At 63.3% G+C, this 19637-nt stretch carries 18 protein-coding genes and 1 pseudogene; 12 read left to right on the top strand and 7 right to left on the bottom strand.

Features of this window, described 5'->3' with window-relative positions; translation table 11 throughout:
* Window positions 1-3 precede the first annotated feature (3 nt).
* The 3 genes from VGL01_RS15930 to VGL01_RS15920 are packed head-to-tail and all read left to right on the top strand — an operon-like array spanning window position 4 to window position 6139.
* Entirely contained in the window at window positions 4-1800 is a 1797-nt protein-coding gene (locus VGL01_RS15930) for a tetratricopeptide repeat protein (protein ID WP_331570936.1), read from the top strand.
* Window positions 1797-4130, top strand: coding sequence for a tetratricopeptide repeat protein (locus VGL01_RS15925; protein ID WP_331570934.1), 2334 nt, complete (start codon window positions 1797-1799; stop codon window positions 4128-4130). The genes VGL01_RS15930 and VGL01_RS15925 overlap by 4 nt, the downstream gene beginning before the upstream one ends.
* The gene (locus VGL01_RS15920; protein WP_331570932.1) at window positions 4127-6139 is read left to right on the top strand and encodes a tetratricopeptide repeat protein; all 2013 of its coding nucleotides are present in this window, start codon (window positions 4127-4129) and stop codon (window positions 6137-6139) included. Before VGL01_RS15925 ends, VGL01_RS15920 begins: the two co-directional genes overlap by 4 nt.
* Before the next feature lie 59 nt (window positions 6140-6198).
* On the opposite strand, the gene VGL01_RS15915 is transcribed toward VGL01_RS15920, so the two are convergent.
* The 4 genes from VGL01_RS15915 to VGL01_RS15900 form a co-directional block, all read right to left on the bottom strand.
* Window positions 6199-7059 (bottom strand): hypothetical protein, encoded by an 861-nt coding sequence (locus VGL01_RS15915; RefSeq protein WP_331570930.1) that lies wholly within the window; start codon window positions 7057-7059, stop codon window positions 6199-6201.
* A 560-nt stretch (window positions 7060-7619) separates the two neighbouring features.
* The gene (locus VGL01_RS15910) at window positions 7620-7919 is read right to left on the bottom strand and encodes a flagellar protein FliT (RefSeq protein WP_331570928.1); all 300 of its coding nucleotides are present in this window, start codon (window positions 7917-7919) and stop codon (window positions 7620-7622) included.
* Between the two features lie 31 nt (window positions 7920-7950).
* Window positions 7951-9369, bottom strand: coding sequence for a flagellar filament capping protein FliD (fliD, locus tag VGL01_RS15905; RefSeq protein ID WP_331570926.1), 1419 nt, complete (start codon window positions 9367-9369; stop codon window positions 7951-7953).
* Between the two features lie 225 nt (window positions 9370-9594).
* Entirely contained in the window at window positions 9595-10413 is an 819-nt protein-coding gene (locus VGL01_RS15900) for a flagellin domain-containing protein (RefSeq protein ID WP_331570924.1), read from the bottom strand.
* Between the two features lie 447 nt (window positions 10414-10860).
* Between VGL01_RS15900 and rpsU the strand changes: the two genes are divergently transcribed.
* Window positions 10861-11073, top strand: a complete 213-nt coding sequence (rpsU, locus tag VGL01_RS15895; RefSeq protein ID WP_173256018.1) for a 30S ribosomal protein S21 — start codon at window positions 10861-10863, stop codon at window positions 11071-11073.
* Window positions 11074-11264: 191 nt separating this feature from the next.
* On the opposite strand, the gene VGL01_RS15890 is transcribed toward rpsU, so the two are convergent.
* Window positions 11265-11693 carry a hypothetical protein gene (locus VGL01_RS15890; RefSeq protein ID WP_331570923.1) on the bottom strand — a complete coding sequence of 143 codons (429 nt, stop codon included), beginning with the start codon at window positions 11691-11693 and terminating at the stop codon, window positions 11265-11267.
* Between the two features lie 115 nt (window positions 11694-11808).
* On the bottom strand, window positions 11809-12411 hold the full coding sequence (locus tag VGL01_RS15885; RefSeq protein WP_331570922.1) for a DNA-3-methyladenine glycosylase I: 603 nt from the start codon (window positions 12409-12411) through the stop codon (window positions 11809-11811).
* Between the two features lie 190 nt (window positions 12412-12601).
* Here VGL01_RS15885 and VGL01_RS15880 point away from each other — a divergent pair, with 190 nt between their 5' ends.
* The 3 genes from VGL01_RS15880 (at window position 12602) to VGL01_RS15870 (ending at window position 14826) form a co-directional block, all read left to right on the top strand.
* Window positions 12602-13498, top strand: a complete 897-nt coding sequence (locus VGL01_RS15880) for a BadF/BadG/BcrA/BcrD ATPase family protein (protein WP_331570920.1) — start codon at window positions 12602-12604, stop codon at window positions 13496-13498.
* A 40-nt stretch (window positions 13499-13538) separates the two neighbouring features.
* The gene (locus tag VGL01_RS15875; protein WP_331570918.1) at window positions 13539-14360 is read left to right on the top strand and encodes a Cof-type HAD-IIB family hydrolase; all 822 of its coding nucleotides are present in this window, start codon (window positions 13539-13541) and stop codon (window positions 14358-14360) included.
* A 166-nt stretch (window positions 14361-14526) separates the two neighbouring features.
* On the top strand, window positions 14527-14826 hold the full coding sequence (locus VGL01_RS15870; protein ID WP_331570916.1) for an H-NS histone family protein: 300 nt from the start codon (window positions 14527-14529) through the stop codon (window positions 14824-14826).
* 274 nt (window positions 14827-15100) lie between these two features.
* On the opposite strand, the gene VGL01_RS15865 is transcribed toward VGL01_RS15870, so the two are convergent.
* Window positions 15101-16168, bottom strand: coding sequence for a glycosyltransferase family 4 protein (locus VGL01_RS15865; RefSeq protein ID WP_331570914.1), 1068 nt, complete (start codon window positions 16166-16168; stop codon window positions 15101-15103).
* A gap of 546 nt (window positions 16169-16714) precedes the next feature.
* Here VGL01_RS15865 and flhD point away from each other — a divergent pair.
* The 5 genes and pseudogenes from flhD to VGL01_RS15840 all read left to right on the top strand — a co-directional run bounded on the left by flhD (window position 16715) and on the right by VGL01_RS15840 (window position 19630).
* Complete coding sequence (gene flhD / locus VGL01_RS15860) at window positions 16715-17035, top strand: flagellar transcriptional regulator FlhD (RefSeq protein ID WP_331570964.1); 321 nt, start codon at window positions 16715-16717, stop codon at window positions 17033-17035.
* A 5-nt stretch (window positions 17036-17040) separates the two neighbouring features.
* Window positions 17041-17112 (top strand): annotated as a pseudogene (locus tag VGL01_RS15855) (flagellar transcriptional regulator FlhC); the annotation flags it as partial.
* Between the two features lie 198 nt (window positions 17113-17310).
* Window positions 17311-18171, top strand: a complete 861-nt coding sequence (motA, locus tag VGL01_RS15850; RefSeq protein WP_173256020.1) for a flagellar motor stator protein MotA — start codon at window positions 17311-17313, stop codon at window positions 18169-18171.
* Window positions 18172-18202: 31 nt separating this feature from the next.
* Window positions 18203-19201, top strand: a complete 999-nt coding sequence (gene motB, locus VGL01_RS15845; RefSeq protein ID WP_331570913.1) for a flagellar motor protein MotB — start codon at window positions 18203-18205, stop codon at window positions 19199-19201.
* Between the two features lie 63 nt (window positions 19202-19264).
* Entirely contained in the window at window positions 19265-19630 is a 366-nt protein-coding gene (locus VGL01_RS15840) for a response regulator (protein WP_331570911.1), read from the top strand.
* Window positions 19631-19637 lie beyond the last annotated feature (7 nt).

Below are 19637 nucleotides of genomic sequence, written 5' to 3'. Positions count from 1 at the left end.
ACGATGGCGACCGAAGCTTTATCCGCGCCGCCGATCGAAACGGGGCTTGCACTTCAGCAAGCCGGGCGGCTAGCCGAGGCGGCAGCCGTGTACCGCCAGATACTCGCCGTCGACCCCAGGCATGCCGACGCACTCCATCTGCTGGGTCTCGTCGCCTATCATCAGGGCGATTACACCGCGTCGACCGAACTCATCATGGCTGCGCTCAGCCATCGCGAGAGCGAGATCTATTACGGCAACCTCGGCAATGCGTTGACGGCGCGTGGCATGCACGCAGCCGCCATCGAAAGCTTTCGCCATGCCATCGCGCTGCGCCCGGACTATGTGCCGGCACACAACAACCTCGGCAATCTGCTGCGCGATCAGGGCAAGCTGGCGGAATCCGCGCAGTGCTTCGAGACGCTCATTGCGCTGAAGCCCGATTACGCCGAAGCCCATAACAACCTTGCGAACGTGCTCGTCGATATGGGCGAGCTCGAAGCGGCGATCGAACACTACCGCATCGCGATTCGCCTGCAGCCCGAGTTGCTCGAGGCACGCAGCAATCTGTTGTTTATCCTCAGTTATCGCGAGCGTTTCGATGCGGGCGAGTACATGCGCGAGGCGCGCGAATTCGGCCGTGTGGCGGCCGAGCGGGCCCAGCCGTGGCGCGATTGGCCTGTCTCGCTCAGTCCCGGGCGCAGTGGACCGCTGCGCGTCGGCTTTATCTCGGGCGATCTCAAGGTGCACCCGACGGGGCACTTTCTCGAGAGCCTGCTCGCGCATATCGATTCGCGGCGCATCGAGCTCATCGCCTACCCGACGCGCCGGTTCGAAGACGCACTCAGCGCGCGCATCAAGCCGCGTTTCGCGCAGTGGACGCCGATCGCGGGAATGACGGACGAAGCCGCCGCGGAGCGTATCCGAAACGACCGCATCGACATCCTCGTCGATATGTCGGGGCATATGAATTTCAACCGCCTCTCGCTGTTCGCCTGGCGACCGGCGCCCTGCCAGGTCAGCTGGCTCGGCTATTTCGCGAGTACCGGCGTGGCGGCCGTCGACTATCTGCTCGGCGACCCGCACGTGCTTCCGGCCGGCGCCGAGGATCAGTACGTCGAACGCCTCTGGCGGCTGCCCGACAGTTATTTGTGCTTCACGCCGCCGGCCGAAGACGTGGAAGTCGGCGCATTGCCGATGCTCACGCGCCGGCACGTCACCTTCGGCTGCTTCAACCATCTGATGAAGATGAACGATGGCGTGGTCGACGTATGGGCGCGCATCCTTCACGCGGTCCCGGGCTCGCGCCTTTTTCTGAAGGCCAAGCAACTCGATGTGCGCGAAACGCGCGAGGCGACGTTTGCCCGCTTCGCTGCGCGCGGCATCGATGCACGTCGCCTGATTCTCGAAGGCCGGTCACCGCGCGCCGAGTACTTCGCCGCGTACCGCAACGTCGACATCGCGTTGAGTCCGTTCCCGTATCCCGGCGGAACGACCAGTGTCGAAGGACTGTGGATGGGCGTGCCGGTGTTGTGTCGCCGAGGCGATCGGTTCCTCTCGAGCATTTGCGCGAGCATGCTGCACTCGGCCGGCCTCGAAGACTGGATTGCCGACGACGACGATGACTACGTCGAAAAAGCCGTGGCATTCGCGAACGAGCCGCTGCGCCTTGCGATGCTGCGCGACGGTTTGCGCGATGCGCTCATCGCGTCGCCGCTCGTGGACGCTTCGCGTTTCGCCCGGCATCTCGAAGCGGCGCTCGAGGGCATGTGGCGCGAGCGCGTCGCCGACATCGAGAAGCATTCCGGGTCCATGCGATGAAGAAACGCCAGGCAACGTTGCCGCACCGCACAAGCGAGCTGCCGACGCTCGGCGCCTTGTTGAACGAGGCGCTCGCCCATCATCAGGCTGGCAGGCTCGGCGAAGCCCAGACGCTCTATTCGCGCATTCTCGCGGTTGATCCGCGGCATGCCGATGCATTGCATTTCATGGGCCTGCTTGCGTGTCAGATCAAGCAGCATGAGCCCGGGCTCGCATTGATCCGCGAATCGATCGCCCTTCATCCGAATGCGATCTATTACAACAACCTCGGCAACATGCTGCGGGAATCGGGGGCTCGCGACGAGGCCGTTCATGCCTACCGCAGCGCGATCGCGCTCAAGGCGGATTATGCGGAGGCGTACAGCAACCTCGGGAACGTATTGCGCGAAAGCGGCGACGCGAAGGCCGCGCTCGAGCAGTGCGCCCGTGCGCTCGAACTGCATCCGGGCTATGCGCAGGCCTATAACAACCTCGCCAATGCATTGAAAGATCTGGGCGAGCTCGAAGCGGCGGCTCTCAGCTACGGCAAGGCGATCGCCGCCAACCCGGGCTTCGTCGAAGCCCATCTGAACCTGGGGCACGTGCGCAAGGCGCAAGGCGATCTCGATGCCGCGGCGGCGAGCTACCGCAGCGCGGTCGCGCTGGCCCCGCAAATGGCCGCGGCGCACGACGGCCTCGGCGGGCTGGCGTTTTTTCGCGGCGAGGTGGACGCGGCGATCGAACACTATCGGTGCGTCGTCGCGCTCGAGCCGCAATCGGCGCACGCGTGCAATACGCTGGGCAACACGCTCAACGCGGCCGGCCGCGTTGGCGAAGCCATTCCCGTCTACGAGCAGGCCATCGTGCTCGATCCCGACTTCCCGGATGCCTGGCACAACCTCGCCAATGCATTGCGGCGTCAGGGCATCCCGACGCGAGCCGTCGTCTGCGCCCGGCGTGCGATCGAGCTGCGCGGCGATACCCCCTCGTTCCACAACAATCTCGGCGCGATCCTGGCCGATATGAGCCAGTTCGACGCGGCGCTCGAGTGCTATCGCGCGGCGCGCGCACTCGATCCCGATTTCGGCGAATCGCACACCTGCGTGCTGTTCGGGCAATCGTACGTCACCGAATGGTCGGCCGACACTCACCTGGCCGATGCGCGATACTTCGGCGAGCGGATGGCGGCGCGGGCCAAACCCTACCGGCATTGGCCCGTGCTCGACGCGGCACACGGCAGCGCGCGAGCGCTGAGAGTCGGATTCGTGTCGGCCGATTTCAGAAAACATCCGGTCGGCTACTTTTTCGAGTGCGTGCTGAGCCGTCTCGATCGCTCGCGTATCGAGCCGATCGCCTATTCGAACGGTCTGCAAAACGACGAACTCACGGCACGCATCAAGCCGCGTTTCGCGGCCTGGCACCACGTTGCCGACACGAGCGACGCGGCGCTCGCGCGGGCGATTCACGAGGAAGGCATCGATATCCTCGTCGATCTGTCGGGCCATACCGGCCGCAACCGGCTGCCGATGTTCGCATGGCGGCCGGCACCCTTGCAGGTGAGCTGGCTCGGTTACTTCGCGACGACGGGTCTCGCTGAAATCGACTACGTGCTGGCCGATCCCCACGTGGTGCCCCCCGACGAGGCCTCGCAATATGTCGAGCAAATCTGGCGGTTGCCCGATTGCTATCTCTGCTTCACGTTGCCCGACCTACGTGTGCCGGTCGCGCCGCTGCCCGCGCTGACCAACGGCTACATCACCTTCGGTTGCTTCAACAACCACAAGAAGCTGAACGACGGCGTTGTTGCACTGTGGTCGCGACTGCTGCGCGCGATACCCGACGCGCGCCTGATGCTGAAGAATCACCAACTGAGCGAGGCCGTCATCCGCAGCGAGACGATCGCGCGCTTTGCGGCTCACGGCGTCCCGGCCGATCGGCTGGTGCTCGAAGGGCCGTCATCGCGCGAGGCTTATTTCGATGCCTATCGTCACGTCGATATCGCGCTCGATCCGTTTCCTTATCCGGGCGGCACGACGAGTGTCGAAGGACTCTGGATGGGCGTGCCGGTGCTGGCCCGGCGCGGCGATCGCTTTCTCGCGCACCTCGGTGAAATGGTGGTGCGCACGGTGGGACTCGACGAATGGATTGCCGCCGACGATGAAGACTACCTGGCGCGCGCGATCGCCTTCGCCCGCGACTTGCCGGCGCTCGATCGATTGCGCGCGAGCTTGCGCGAGCGTGTCGAACGTTCGCCGCTCGCGGACGCCGAGCGTTTCGCAGGCCATCTCGCGACGGCCTTCGAGCAGATGTGGCAGGCACGCGTGAGTCGCCCCCTGGAGCTGACGCAATGACGACCGCAACGGTGGCCCAGCCGGCGCTGGCTGTGGCGCAGCTCATCGACGAAGGGCTGGCCCTGCATCGCGCGGGCCATCTCGATGCCGCGTGCGCCGCCTATCAGCGCGCGCTGGCGCTCGTGCCGCGTCACGCGGACGCGCTGCATCTGTCGGGCGTCGTCGCCATGCAGCAGCAGCGGTTTGCCGATGCCTTCGATCTGATCGGACGCGCCATCGAGATCAGTCCGCAAGCCTCGTTCTTCGACAATCTCGGTTGTGCGCTATTCGGATGGGGCAAGCTCGCCGCGGCGGCCGAATGCCATCGACAGGCCATCGCGCTCGATGCGTCGAGCTTTCGGGCGCACAACAATCTGGGCAACGTATTGCATCGGATGCGGCTGCCGGCTGCCGCCGCGGCCAGTTTTCGCGCCGCCGTCGCGCTGAACCCCTCGTTTGCCGAGGCGCATTGCAATCTCGGCAACGTGCTGCGCGAACTCGGCGAGGCGACGCTCGCGGCCGAACATTGCCGACAGGCGATTGCGCTCAATCCGTCGTTCGGCGAGGCCCACAACAATCTCGGCAATGCGCTGAAGACGCAGGGCAAGCTCGATGAGGCCGCACAATCCTATCGCGCTGCGGCACGGCTGATGCCGCACGAAGCGCAGGTACCGCTCAACCTCGGCATCGTGTGCCGGGAGGCGGGCCGGCACCAAGAAGCCGTCGCTTGTTTCCGGCAAGCGTTGACGTTGCGGCCCACGTGGCACGAAGCCTGGAGCAACCTGCTTTTCACGCTGAGCTTCGCGCAAGGCGTGAGCGTGGCGGCCTATCTCGACGAGGCGCGCCGCTATGGCGAACTCATGCGCGCGCAAGTGTCGCCCTATACCGATTGGCGTGCCGATGCGACGGACGGCGCGCCGTTGCGCATTGGCTTCGTTTCGGCTGATTTGCGCGTCCATCCGGTCGGATTCTTCATCGAGAACGTCGTGGCGCATCTGGACCCGCAGCGTGTGCAGCTCTATGCGTATGTCACGCGGCCCCATGAAGATACGCTGAGCGCGCGGATCAAGCCGCGTTTCGCGGCATGGCGCAGCATCGTGGATCTCGATGACGAATCGGCTGCCCGAACGATTCGCGATGACGGCATTCATGTGCTCGTCGATTTGTCGGGCCATACCGACTGCAACCGGCTGCCGGTTTTCGCGTGGAAACCGGCGCCGGTGCAAATGAGCTGGATCGCCTACTTCGCGTCGACCGGGCTGGACGCCATCGATTATGTTCTCGGCGATCGATGGGTGCTGCCGCCCGACGAGGCCGATCACTTCGTCGAACGCGCATGGCGGTTGCCGCACGGATATCTATGCTTTACGCCGCCCGATGCGACGGCCGAAGCCGACGCGGCCTTGCACGCGGAGCGACAAGCGAGCGCGCCGGCTACCGAGCGCGCGCCGACCTTCGGTTATTTCGGCGACCTCGTCAAATTGAACGATCAAGTGCTCTCGGTGTGGGCGCGGATTCTTCGCTCGGTACCCGAGGCCAGGCTTTTCGTGAAGGCGCAGCAGCTTGGCGACGAAGTGCAGCGCGAACGGTTGTCCGCGCGCTTATCCGCGCTCGGCATCGAGCGCTCGCGACTGGTCATGGAAGGCGCTTCGCCGCGCGCGCACTATCTCGCGGCCTATGGCCGCGTCGACATCACGCTGAGTCCTTTCCCCTATCCGGGCGGCACGACGACCGCCGAAAGCCTCTGGATGGGCGTCCCCGTGCTGTGCCGCCGCGCCGATCGCTTCCTCGGCCATCTCTGCGAAAGCGTCCTGCAGAGCGTCGAGCTGGGCGATTGGATTGCGTCGGACGACGCGCAATATGTCGAAAAGGCCGTTGCGTTCATGCGCGAGCGCGCATCGTTGAGCGCGCTTGCCGCGGGATTGCGCGAGCGGATGCTGGGCTCGTCGCTTTGCGATGCAAAACGCTTTGCTCGTTCGCTGGAAAGCGCGTTCGCCGCGATGTGGCAAGCGCACCTGCAAGCGCGGTGACGCAACTGTCTTAGTGGACTGCGGACGAGCGGGGAGGGCGGGCGGCCGGACGAGCCTGCTTATGCTTGCATGCCCGCGGCTTTGCGCGCGTTTTGCAAGAGCGTCGCACGGATCTGATGGAACACGTCGAGGTAATGCGTGCGGCGCGTTTCGATGGCCGCGGTCTTGAGGGCATCGAGCACGAGCAGATCGGCTGGATAGCCTCGCACGATCGAGGGAGACATCGGCAGGCGCAGCGGGTCGAAGTGGTGGACCCGCCAGCGCGGATCGGCGGCGAGCACGAGTGCGACGATGCGCTCGATGATGAACACTTTCGACGGCGCGGCGCCCGGGCCGTAGGCGATCGGCGCATTCAATAGTTGCGCAAGCTCGCTCGTGCCTGCTTCGGCGATGGCGAACAGAGGCTCGGTGACACCGAGCCACATGCGCCAGAACGCCGGCTTCGCGACGAAATAATTGCAGAAGATGCTGTGGCGCGAGTCCATCGGCAACGTGTGCGGATCGATTCCGGGCGCGACGACCTTCATGGCAGCCTCGAAGATCGGCCAGATACCGGGGTGGTTCGTCGCGGCCTGCTCGAAGACGTTCAGATGAGCGGCACCCTGGTCGAAGAACGGTGAAAAGCCAATGACGTCGACGTCGGCGGGCGCGGCTGCGATGAATGCGCTGACAGTGGCGGAGTCGAGCGTCGTCTTCTGCCGGAACTTCGGCGAGAAAAAGCCGTAAAGCGTGCCTTCGTCGAGCGAATGCCCGAGCAGGTAGGTCCGCATGGGCCAATACTCGCGCCAGTCGGGGCGGTGCCCGCAGTTGTCGAGGGCAATGAAGCCCGGGTCGAGCTGCAGCCGCGTTTGCTCGGAATAGTAGATCTGTCGGATTTCGACAGACCGGGCGCCGCGTGCAGTAGACGGCGATTCGATCATGGCCTCGGTTCCGGTTCAGGGTTTGCCGCTAGCGAGCCGCGCAGCCTTCACGCTTGCGGGACCCAGACGATATTTTAAGCGGCACGTGGTTTCGCTCGATTGGCGGAAATGAGCGGAGATTCAGCTTCAATTCGTCCTGATGAAACGCGCACGAGACGGTGAAGCCAAAACCAAAACCGGATGCCGGCCCCGCTGGCGGGCTGCAGTTGAATTTGGGGGGGATCGACGATGGACCACTATCATCACTACGCCCTTCGGCGATATTCGCTGTGCAGTGAATATCGCCATATTGGCGAATATTCGGCATAACGACTCCTTGCTCAAATCGGATGAGGGCCGACCGTCCGTCGCGGAGCGAGGAAGCGGTGGCTCGGATAGGGCTTGCGATCGCAGAGCGAAACCCTGTAACGCTTCTTCAGCGAATTGCCGTATACCGGACTGAGGCGATGGAGAAATAAAAAAGCCGCGTTGCCGCGGCTTCGAGAGTGACGCACCGCGCCAGTTTCACGCGGTTGTTCTTCTTCGTTCGATATTGCCGCGCTGCAGGCGGCCAACGCGCATCAGCGCAACTGTTCGGTGGCGAGGTATTGACCCGCGGCCGCGACGCGCCGTTGCGCATCGTTGTACCGCGACGAGATCGCATTGCGGGCGGCGGCCGCCTTGTCCATGATGGCCGCGTTCATCGCCAGGATCTCGCGGATCATGGCGAGCCCCGTGTCCGACTGCTCGCGCCCCAGCGACATCAGAAGCGGCGAGCGTTCGTCGGCAAGGTCCGCGGCGCCGCAATAGTCACCGGCATCGAGCGCGGCGACGAGCGTGCGCGTCAACTCATAGGCGCGCGTCAAGGTTTCATTCGACATGCTTGCTCACTCCTGCTCGGATGGGACTGCATCAGGACGACTTGTTCAGCGTGCCGGCACTGCCGTTGCCGCCGAACAGCTGGTTAAGGTACGACGTGTTGTTCGCCATCTGCGTCATCAGCGTGTTGAGCGCGGTGAACTGCGCGTTGTACTGCGCGGCCAGCGTGTTTTGATAGTCGGTCAGCGCCGTTTGCTGATCGGTCAGGCTGGTCAGATCGGAAGTGATCGTCGCGGTGCGTTGATCGATCTGGCCGGTAGTCGACTCGGTGTACGCGTTGACGAACGAATTGAGCTGCTGGCCGATGCCGTTGGTTCCGTTAAAGAGCGCCTGGACGGAAGCGGGGCTCGAGGCGAGCGCCGACGACAGCGTGGCGCTGTTGACGACGATCGTCCCGTTGTCCTGTAGATCGAGGCCAATCTGCGCAAGGCTGTAGGTCGTACCGTTGGACGTGACACCGTTGCTGACGATCGAGGCCAGGCCGTTGACGACCGAATTGAGCATGGCGTCACCCAGCAGCGGCCCCGCCGTCGACGTGCTCGTGTTGAACGAAGACAGCGACTGTTCGTTCGTGATCCACGAGTTATACGCCGCCGCGAAGTTCGTGATGGTCTGCTGGATCGTGTTGTTGTTCGTCGCCACGCTGAGCGTCTGCGTGGTACCGACCGCGGTGGACGCGAGCTGCAGCGTGACGCCCGTGAGCGCACCCGTCACGGTATTGGTCGCGCTCGTGACGGTGCTGCCGCTGATGGTCAGCTTCGCGTCCTGCGCGGCCGTGACCTGCGTGAAGCTTGCCGTTTGGAGGCCGGCGTCCACGCCGGCGCCGCCGCTGATCGTTACCGTATTGGCCGCGCCCGTAGTCGTCGACGTCAGTACGAGGTGCTGGCCGTCGGCTGCGGTGACGACCGAAGCGGTCACGCCCGGATTGGTGGAGGCGCTGTTGATCGCCGAAGCGAGACCGGACAGCGTATTGTTCGTCGAATCGAGCGTGATCGACATCGACTTCGCGCCCACGCCGACCGTCACCGTACCGGTGCCGAGCGTCGCATTGCTCGCATAGGCCGCCGACGAAATCTGATTGGCCTGTGCAAGCTGCTGCACGTTGATCGAATAGCTGCCCGCGACGGCGCCCGTCGCCGTGCTCGCTGTAATACCCGTGCCGCTCATCGTCGCGGTGAGGGCAGTGAATGCGGTGCCGTCGGACAGGCCGGCGAGCGCCGATTGCAGTGCGGAGAGCGAGGACTTCATCGTGCCCAGCGCCGACAGCGTCGTGTTGTCGGTGCTTTGCGCAGTGCTGATCGCAGCGGCTTGGCCCGCTGTCTTGGCGGTGACGAGCGCGGAGACGAGCGAGTTGACGTCGAGTGTCGATTTCGTCGCGCCGCTCAGAATGGACTGTGCGGCCTGCTGTAGCAGACTGTTGGTCGAAGAGGTCGTCGAAGATGCTGTCGTCATTCCAGGCTCCGTGCGGCGCTGCCGTGACAGTCCGCGTCGCTGTGCCGCTCGTTGCGGTCGTTATTCCGGTCGATCAGCAATGCGCAACGGGAGGCATGCCTCCCGCGTACGCTTCGCTTGTACTGCGATGTTGCCGGCCGGTCTGCGGTGCGCAATATATCTTTCGCGTACCGCAGACCGGCTGCATGACAGACGACGTGCCGTCCGTCATGCGAGATGCGAGTCTTACTGGAGGAGCTTGAGCACTTGCTGCGGCAGCGAGTTCGCTTGTGCGAGCACCGAGATACCGGCTTGCTGCAGCACTTGCGCCTTCGACAGGTTGGCCGTTTCTTGCGCGAAGTCGGCGTCTTCGATTTGCGAACGGGCGGCCGACATGTTCGTCGACGTCGTTTGCGAGTTCGAGACTGCAGCCTGGAACGTGTTCTGCGTTGCACCGAGCGTTGCTTGGAAGTTGTTCACTTGCGCCAGAGCAGCGTCGATTGCCGTGATCGCGTTTTGCGCGCCCGAGGTCGACGAGATGTCGACAGCCGACACGCCGAGACCCGTGGTGTTCCAGGTCGTCGTGCCGAAGTTCGCCGTGATCGTCTGGTTGGCGCTGGCGCCGACTTGGAAGTTCACGCTGCCCAGGCCGCCGAGCACGCTTTGGCCGTTGAACGTCGTTTGCGTTTCGACGCGGTTGATTTCAGTCAAACGCGTGGAGACTTCGGTTTGCAGGTTCGCTTGGGCGGCCGTGCCGAGCGAGCCGTCGCCCGATTCGACTGCGAGCTGGCGGATACGCTGCAGGTTGGCAACGGTCGACGAGATGGCGCCCGAAGCGGTTTGCACCATCGAGATACCGTTGTTCGCGTTCATCACGCCTTGGTTCAGCGCGTTGATCGTTGCGGTTTGCGTCGTGGCGATGGCAAGACCCGCGGCGTCATCGGCAGCGGTGTTGATCCGCTTGCCCGAGGACAGGCGGTTGATAGCCGTCGACAGCGCGCTTTGCGAACCCGACAGGTTCGATTGCGTCGAGAGCGACAGGATGTTGGTGTTGATGTTGAGCATTTCTTTCCTCGTGTGGAAAACGTCCAGGAACTAGGCCGTACGGGGTTCGGCGTCGCGCTTTCGCGAATGGCGCTGCCCGCCTGTCCTGGTTGTCGGCGAGGCGCGAGCGAAACTTTAGGGAGCGATTGGGAAATTCACCGACGAATGCGGCGCGGTTTGTCTCGGAGCCCCGTGCGGCGGGGCTCGACGGCTCGTGCAACGTTTGCGCAGGCAGCCGGCGAAGGCGTGGTTTTGCGACTCCGTGCCGAGGTTTTCGGGCGTGCTCAGCGCCGGTTGCGTGCGCCCGACGGAGTGAAACAGCGAGCGCGGCCGTCGCAAAAACTAGGCAGCTGGACGTTTACCTGTTATCATCGCCGGTCCAAATAACATCGCCGCTGGCCTCCAATGAGGGGCGAGCCGCGCGTGAGCCCCTGCCGCCACGCATTTGACCGTAACCTTGGAAGTGACATGACCACCATTGTTCTGAAGGAAAACGAGCCGTTCGAAGTAGCGATCCGACGCTTTCGTCGCGCGATCGAAAAGAATGGCCTGATTGCCGAGCTGCGCGAGCGTCAGTGCTACGAAAAGCCGACGGCGGTTCGCAAGCGCAAGAAGGCTGCCGCAGTGAAGCGCTTGCACAAGCGCCTGCGCAGCCAGATGTTGCCGAAGAAGCTCCACTGAGTACCGGATTAGATCGGGCCTCGCTGCCGCCAGGGCGTGCGGCGAGTTGGAGTGGGCAGGAGCTTGACGCGTAGGGCACGGCCGGACAGGTCGCGCCGAACGGCGGCGGTGCTTTCGAAGCACGCCGCCGTTTGCGTTTGGTGTTCAGGAGCCGCCTTCGCGGCGTTGCCGTGGGCGCCGCGCCGCCTTCCTCAAGCGGCGTATTTTTCGAGCCGCGCGGTCGATAACCGGAATTGGCGGGCAATCGATCCGAGCCGTTCGCGCCATTCCCATGTGCCGAACGCATCGTGAACGTTTTGTAGGCAGCTCAGCAGATCGACGGTGCCGGGATCGAAGACGTTGACGCGTGAGCGCAGCAGCGCGCGCTTGAGTGCGGCAACGCCGGCATCCATATAGGCCGGCACCCGGTTCGGCGGAAAGCCGATATACCGCACCGGCACCCCCTCCATCGCCGTCAGGTAATCGCGCGGCGCGATCAGACTGCCGACTGGGCAGCCGCCGCGATAGCCGCGGTAAGCGCCGCCGCCACGCGGTAACAATGCGGCATGGCCTTGATCGAAAAGATGATCGACAGCGCGATCGAAAAGGTCCTGGTGCGTCAGGAAATGCAGGTTTTTCATCGTTCGAGGGCCCGCTTCGTTCAGGCGGTGCGTGGGTCTGTTCAATACGGATAACGGCCGCATCGACGCGAACTGGAGCCAATTCGGGGTAGTCCCTGCTGGCGTGCGAACCGCGTCATGCCCGCCGTGCCTTCGCTCGCTTGGGCTTGGCGAGCGCCGCACATCGCTCGCGCCACGCGCAATTCGATTGATGATCGTTGACCATGCCAACCGCCTGCATGAACGCGTAGCAGATGGTCGAGCCGACGAATTTGCATCCGTAGCCCTTCAAGGCGCGGCTCAGCGCATCGGACGCGGGAGTCGAGGCCGGCGCATGTTCTTTGTAGGTGGCCCAGTCGTTCTGTACGGGCTCCCCGTTCACGAACGACCAGACGAAGTTCGCGAGCGAGCCGTGCTCTTCGCGGATCTTCAGCACGGCTTGCGCATTGACCACGGCGGCTTCGATCTTGGCGCGATTGCGCACAATGCTTGTGTCCGTCAGCAACGCTTCGATCTTTTGCGGCGTGAAGCGCGCGACGGCTTCGGCATCGAAATCGGCAAACGCGCGACGATATCCGTCACGCTTGTTGAGAATCGTCGACCACGAGAGTCCGGCTTGCGCGCCCTCCAGCACGAGCATTTCGAAGAGATGGCGATCGTCGCGCGACGGCACGCCCCATTCGGTGTCGTGATAGTGCTCGTCTGCCGGCGTTTTGACCCAGTTGCAGCGCTGATCCATTGATTTCTTGCCCTCGAAGATGACGCGCGACGCACACGCTTTCGTTCGCGTACGAAGCATAGCGGAACGACGACAATCGTGAACGGCTCTCCGAGCGTTGAACACTCGGCCATCCGGCCAATTGGCGTGGCGCCCGGTTGCGGATACTCTCTCGAACGAATCGTTACGCGCGACTGAGCAAAAGGCAAATATGACGGATCGATCGAAAACAGTGCGGTATTGCGTCGGCATCGATGGCGGCGGTACCGGCACGCGTGTCGTGGTGGCCGATGCGCAGGGCGTCGAGCTCGCGCAGGGCGCGGGCGCGGCGTCGGGTCTCGGGCTGGGTATCGAGCCGGCCTGGCAGGCCATCGAGGCTGCCGTGGCGCAAGCCTTCGCTAGTGTCGCGCTTACGCTCGACTGGCGCGAGTGCGCGCTCGGGTGCGGGCTCGCCGGGGCCAATAACCCCGAATGGCTCGCCGCGTTCGTGGCGAAGGCGCCCGGGTTGGCGGCGCTGGCGGTGCAAAGCGATGCGTACACGACACTGCTGGGCGCGCACGGCGGCTCGCCGGGCGTCATCGTGGCGCTGGGCACGGGCAGTATCGCGGCTGCTCTCGACGAGAACGGCCATTGCCGGACTGCGGGAGGCTACGGTTTTCCGTCGGGCGATGAAGCGAGCGGTGCCTGGCTCGGCCTGCGCGCGATCGCCCATGCCCAGCAGGCGCTCGACGGCCGCGTCGTGCCCGATGCGTTTTCGGAGGAATTGCTCGCTCGGACGGGAGCAACCGACCGGGCGAGCCTCGTCATCTGGTGTTGCGGGGCCACTCAACCCGCTTATGCGGCGCTCGCGCCCACGGTCCTCGCGCATCGATCGCATCCCATTGCCGCGAGATTGCTGCGGCAGGCCGGCGCGGACATCGCGCAGCTCATCGACGCACTCGATGCCGTCGGGCGTTTGCCCGTCGCGCTCTGCGGCGGCCTCGGCGCTTCGCTGGCCGACTATGTACCGGCAGCGCACCGCGCGAGACTCGCGCCGCCGGCCGCCGATTCCGCGCATGGCGCCGTACAGCTTGCGCAGCGCGCCGCACGGCAGGCCGAGCAGCGCTAGAATGACGGCCGTTGGCTCTGTCTGCCGCTCTCATCCCATCATGTACCAAGTCATCGCCACCGATCTCGACGGCACATTGCTCAATAGCGAGCATCAGCTCGATCCGTTTACGATCGCCACGGTGCGTCGGTTGTCCGAAAGCGGCGTGCATTTCGTGATTGCCACGGGCCGGCATTATTGCGACGTTGCGGGCATTCGCGAAGTGCTCGGCATCAAACCTTTTCTAGTGACGTCGAACGGTGCACGCGTGCATGCACCGGACGATACTGTCATTCATGCCCGGAATCTCCCCGGCGATATCGTGCGCAGGCTCGTGCTGCCCGATATCGTGGGTAAGCACGGCCGCGTCATCGTCAATCTGTTCGCCGACGAGGCATGGCTCATCGACCGCGATGCCCCGCATTTGCTCGCTTTACATCAGGATTCCGGCTTCCGATATGAAATCATCGATGTCCGCGAACATGACGGCAGCGAAATCGCCAAAGTGCTCTACATTGGCGAGCCCAGCGATCTCGCGGAAGTGGCGGCCAACCTCGAGCGTGAATTCGGTGCATCGCTATATGTGACGTATTCCCTGCCGGATTGCCTCGAAGTCATGGCGCCTTCCGTTTCGAAAGGCCGCGGGCTGCTGCATGCGCTCGAGCGTCTCGGCGCACAGGCGTCAGCGTGCGTCGCATTCGGCGACAACATGAATGACATCGATTTGCTGGAGACGGCCGGTTACCCGTTCATGATGAATAATGCAAACCCCGCTCTCATGGCCCGCCTTCCTCACGTCCCGCGTATCGGCAACAACTTCGAAGCGGGCGTCGCACGCCATTTGTGCAAACTTTTTCCGATTGGTGGGGAATTGACTGTTTGACGTGCGCTATGCGCGACTATTTGACCGCCAATGTGGCTTTACCGACGGTGTAACCGGATTTAAGAATTATCATACGATTACCTGGTATACCCAGGTGAATGGAGCATTGCCAGCTCAGTGACTTCCGTCTAACCTCGGAACAAATGAATTTTTAAGGGAGACCACGATGTCCCAATACGCGGAACTGAAGGCGCAGATTGCGAAGCTGCAGGCACAGGCGGACGAGGCGAGGCGTGCTGAACTCGCCACTGTAATCGCGGACATTCGGCAAAAGATTGCGGAGTTCGGGTTATCGGCGACCGACCTCGGCTTCCCGCAAGGTGCGCGCCGCGGCCGTCCGCCGAAGAAGACTCCCTTGCCGCCGAAGTACCGCGACCCGAAGTCCGGCGCCACCTGGAGCGGGCGTGGCAAACCGCCGAAATGGATCGCCGGCAAAAATCGCGACCGCTTCGTTCTCGATCAATAAACGATTCGAAACGCTGCCGTTATGGCGGACGCGATACAACGCCACTCGGCGTTTATGCGGTGTGCGTCCGATTCCGGCGACATGCGTTGAATGCGCTGCTGCAGACGATAAAAATACCCGGTGCGTCGAAGTCCCACCGGGTTGCCGCAATGGTCGTTCAGAACTTCCATTACAGGTTCTTACAAGAGCGCATCGATGGCAGGCCCCGGGGCATTCGAATTCGCTGTGAAGCTGCGCGCATTCGCCCGACGCCTGCCTTACCATCGTCCGCCGTTTATCCTGCCACCACGCTGCGCAGTATTGGACGACGCGCGCGCTGCTCGATCAATGCGGTATAGCGCTCGACATATTCGCGCGCCATGGCCTGAGCGGTGAACCGTCTTTCGAATTGAGCACGGATTTCCTCGCGCGACAGTTCGTCGAGCCGCTGCAGCGCCGCGACTGCGCCTTGAACGTCTTCGACGATATAACCCGTGACTGCATGGTCGATGACTTCGGGCACCGAGCCGCGATTGAATGCGATCACGGGCGTGCCGCACGCCATCGCTTCGATCATCACGAGGCCGAACGGCTCGCACCAATCGATCGGGAACAGCAGCGCCTTCGCGCGCGACAGGAACTCGGGCTTGCGCGTTTCATCGATCTCGCCGATGAATTCCACATTCGCGTGGCTTAGCAGCGGTTCGATCTCGCTCTTGAAATAGTCCTGGTCGGCCTTGTCGACTTTTGCAGCGATCTTCAGCGGCAGGCCGCTCATGGCCGCGATCCGGATAGCTGTATCGACGCGCTTTTCAGGGCAGATCCGCCCGAGGAACGCCAGATACTCCGGTTCGCAATGGGGCTGAGGCGTCAACAGCTTTTCGGGCAGGCCGTGATAGACGTTGCCGAGCCACCGCGCCTGCGGCAGCGGAATGCGCTGCGACTCCGAGATCGAAATGACGGGTGAATCGGTGAACGTATTGAAGACCGGTTGCAGCTCGGGCAGATCGAGTCGCCCGTGCAACGTCGTGACCGACGGCGTTTCGGCGTCCGCGAAGAGCGAGAACGGCAGATAGTCGAGGTGAAAGTGCAGCACGTCGAAATCGGTCGCCACGCGGCGCACCTGCTCGAGCAGCAACACATGCGGCGCGAACGGATCGCGGATCGACGGGTCGAGCCGCAGCGCCCGTGGCCAAGCCGCTTCGAGCGTGGCGGACGTGACCGAGTCCCCGCTTGCGAACAACGTCACATCATGGCCGAGTTCGACGAGGGCTTCCGTCAGATACGACACGACGCGCTCGGTACCACCATAGAACTTCGGCGGGACGGCCTCGTAAAGCGGGGCGATTTGGGCGATACGCATGCGTCAACCTCCTTCGTCAAAAAGTCGGCGCGACAGTGTTGCCGCGCCGCATGAGTGCCTTGGTAGCCATTATCGGGAGACGCCGCGCCCCTTATTAGCGTATTTTCAAACCTTTAAGCCTTGTTACAGCCCGAAACAGCAAGAGGCTCCGTCAAAATGCGGATTCGGTAAATATTCGGTAAAGTCAGCGCATTCCGTTTCTGCTACCGGCATTTGTTGCGGCTCGATAGCTATTCTTCCTATAATCCCTGCGCCATCGGCCTAAAGACATCCGCCCATTTCCGCCGCGGTTTTCGACCACGCATCCCTCCCCCGACCTTCGCACCAAGCCGCAAGAACGCAGTCGATGCGCTCTGTAGGAAGAATTCCGACACGCTTAATAGACATTTCCGACGGCACTAGCCGGGCTTCTTCCGATTTCCACTGCTTTTACATTTCGACACAATTCGGCCAAAGACCAGAACGACCTGTTTACGCCGGGCGGATTGTGCATCGCCGGGCAAACGTTTCCGCACGAAAGACCATTTGAACGACTCGGGGGAAATGATGAGCGCCACCAGCGAAATGCTCAGCGAGATCAAGGAGATCAACCTGTCGTATCTGTTGCTTGCCCAACGTCTGCTTCGCGAGGACCGGGCGATGGGGATGTTCCGCATGGGCATCACGGGCCAGCTTGCCGATGTGCTCGCGAACCTTTCATTTGCTCAGACCATCAAGCTCGCGGCGTCGAACCAACTGCTCTGCCGCTTTCGCTTCGACGACCACGCACTGCTCTCGTCGCTGGCGGACAAGGGCCGCGCGGGGGAGCTCGGCCATACCCATGCGGCGATCCTGATGGCGGGCCAGCCGGCCGAGACGATCGGCTAGCCGTTATGGCGATCAAGAGCGTCGTGCTCGAAGTGAAGGAAATCACGCTGGCCATCGAGCTGATCGAACTGGGCGCGCCCTCGCCCCCGAAGCGCCCCTGAAACGCCGCTGAAACGCCTGTTCGCGCCCTGCCACCGGCGCAAACGGGGCGGCAACCCTCCCTCTCCGGGTTTGCACGGCACGTAACCGTTTGCTCTCGTCCTCAAAGTTTCGGTTTGCCTGCCGTAAACCTGACTAACGGCGGTCTGTCCGCTGACCACTATGAGGACCCGGCAGTGCTGATTTTCGTTGGAACACTCGTGACCGTGCTGTCCGTTTTCGGCGGCTACGCGTTGGCGGGCGGCCATCTGGGCGCGCTCGTGCAGCCTGTCGAGATCCTGATGATCGCCGGCGCGGGCTTGGGCGCGTTCATCCTGGGCAACGGATTGAAGACGATCAAGGCGACTTTCCGGCTTTTGCCGACGCTCTTCAAAGGCTCGAAGTATACGAAAGAGGTCTACATGGAGCTGATGGCCCTGCTTTACGTTTTGCTTGCAAAGGCGCGTAAGGAAGGGACGCTGACGCTCGAGGCCGACATCGACGATCCCGAAAAAAGCCCGATCTTTACCCAATACCCGAGGATTCTCGCCGACAAGCACATCGTCGAGTTCCTGACGGACTATCTGCGGCTCATGGTCGGCGGCAACATGAACGCGTTCGAGATCGAAAGTCTCATGGACGAGGAGATCGAGACGCACCACGCCGAAGGCGAGGGTCCCGCGCACGCGCTCATGCGTGTGGGCGATGCGATGCCGGCTTTCGGCATCGTCGCGGCCGTGATGGGCGTCGTTCATACGATGGCCTCGGCCGACCAGCCGCCCGCGGTGCTCGGCGCGATGATCGCGAAGGCCCTCGTGGGTACGTTCCTCGGCATTTTGCTTTCGTACGGATTGATCGGTCCGCTTTCCAGCCTCGCCGAACAGCGCGTGGCCGAGTCCACCAAGATGTTCCAGTGCATCAAGGTCACGATTCTCGCGAGCCTGAACGGCTACGCGCCGGCGATTGCCGTCGAATTCGGCCGCAAGGTGTTGTTCTCGACCGAGCGTCCGTCGTTCACGGAGCTCGAGGAACACGTGCGCCGCGTGAAGGCGAAGTGAACGGGCCGGATGAAGCGAGGATGAATGCGCAATGAGCAAGCCTAAGGACAAGGCAATCGTCGTCAAGCGCGTGGCGCCCGCAAAGAAGGGGCACCACGGCGGCGCGTGGAAGCTCGCCTATGCGGACTTCATGACCGCGATGATGGCTTTCTTCCTGCTGATGTGGCTCCTGAGCGCTGTGACGCCCGTCCAGTTGAAGGGCATTGCCGAGTATTTCAGCCAGCCGCTGAAGGCGGCGCTGTTCGGCGGCGATCGCAGTGCCGACGCTTCGAGCATCCTCAAGGGCGGCGGACGCGACATTTCGACGGATATGGCCGGCGTCACGCGGCAGACCGACGGCGCGAGCCAGAAGGGGGCGCATACGTCCAGGGCCGCGGAGGACGCGCTCGATGCGCTGTCCGGCGCGCTCGAGCGACGCGAGCAGGCCCGCTTGCACGACCTGCAGGTCAAGCTGATGGCGGCCATCGAGGCGAATCCGGTGCTGCGTCAGTTCCGCCAGCAGATCCGTATCGATTCGACGCTGCAGGGCTTGCGCATCGAGATCGTCGATACCCAAAAGCGGCCGATGTTCGCGACGGCGAGCGATGACGTCGAGCCGTACATGCGCGACATCCTGCGCGCGATCGGCAAAACGCTGAACGACGTGCCGAATCGGATCGTCGTGCAGGGACATACCGACGCCGTGCCGTACGCCGGCAACGGCACGGGCTATAGCAATTGGGAGTTGTCGGCGGACCGCGCGAACGCATCGCGCCGCGAGCTGATCGCGGGCGGCATGGACGAGGGCAAGGTGTTGCGCGTGCTCGGCCTTGCTTCGACGCAAAACCTCGACAAGGCGGATCCATTGAATCCGGAGAATCGCCGCATCAGCATCATCGTGCTCAACCGGAAATCGGAGGAGGCGATGACGCGCGACGATTCGACGTCGACGACGTTGTCGAACGACGCCGCGGGCGCGAACCCGCTCGCGGACAAAATTGCGCCGGGGCCGGCCATTGCGCCGGCGGCCGGCTCGGGCAGCAAGCAATGAAAGCGGCAGGCGCACGATTCGCCGATGCGGTTCGGCGCGGTGACGAAGGGCAATGAGGCATTCATGATCAAGGACATTCTGGCGATCGACGATTCGGCCGCGATGCGCGAGATTCTCGCCGCGACGCTGCGAGCGGCGGGCTATCGAGTCACGGTCGCATCCGATGGCGACGAAGGCCTCGCGAGCGCGCTCGCGCAGCCGTTCGATCTCGTCTTGACGGACCAGTACATGCCCAAGCGCAGCGGTCTCGATGTCATCGCGGCGCTGCGTCAGGAACGAAGCTACGAGGCGACGCCGATCTTCGTGTTGACGACGGAGGATGGCGATGCGTTCAAGGATGCGGCGCGCGCGGCGGGGGCGACGGGCTGGATTGCCAAGCCGCTCGATCTCGACACGTTGACCGAGCTGATCGCGGCGCTGCACGCGTGACGCGAGC

The organism is Trinickia sp., assembly GCF_036503415.1.
In the GTDB taxonomy this organism is placed as follows: domain Bacteria; phylum Pseudomonadota; class Gammaproteobacteria; order Burkholderiales; family Burkholderiaceae; genus Trinickia.
The sequence above is the reverse complement of the archived record's forward strand: the minus strand, read 5'-3'. Positions and strand labels throughout refer to the sequence as shown.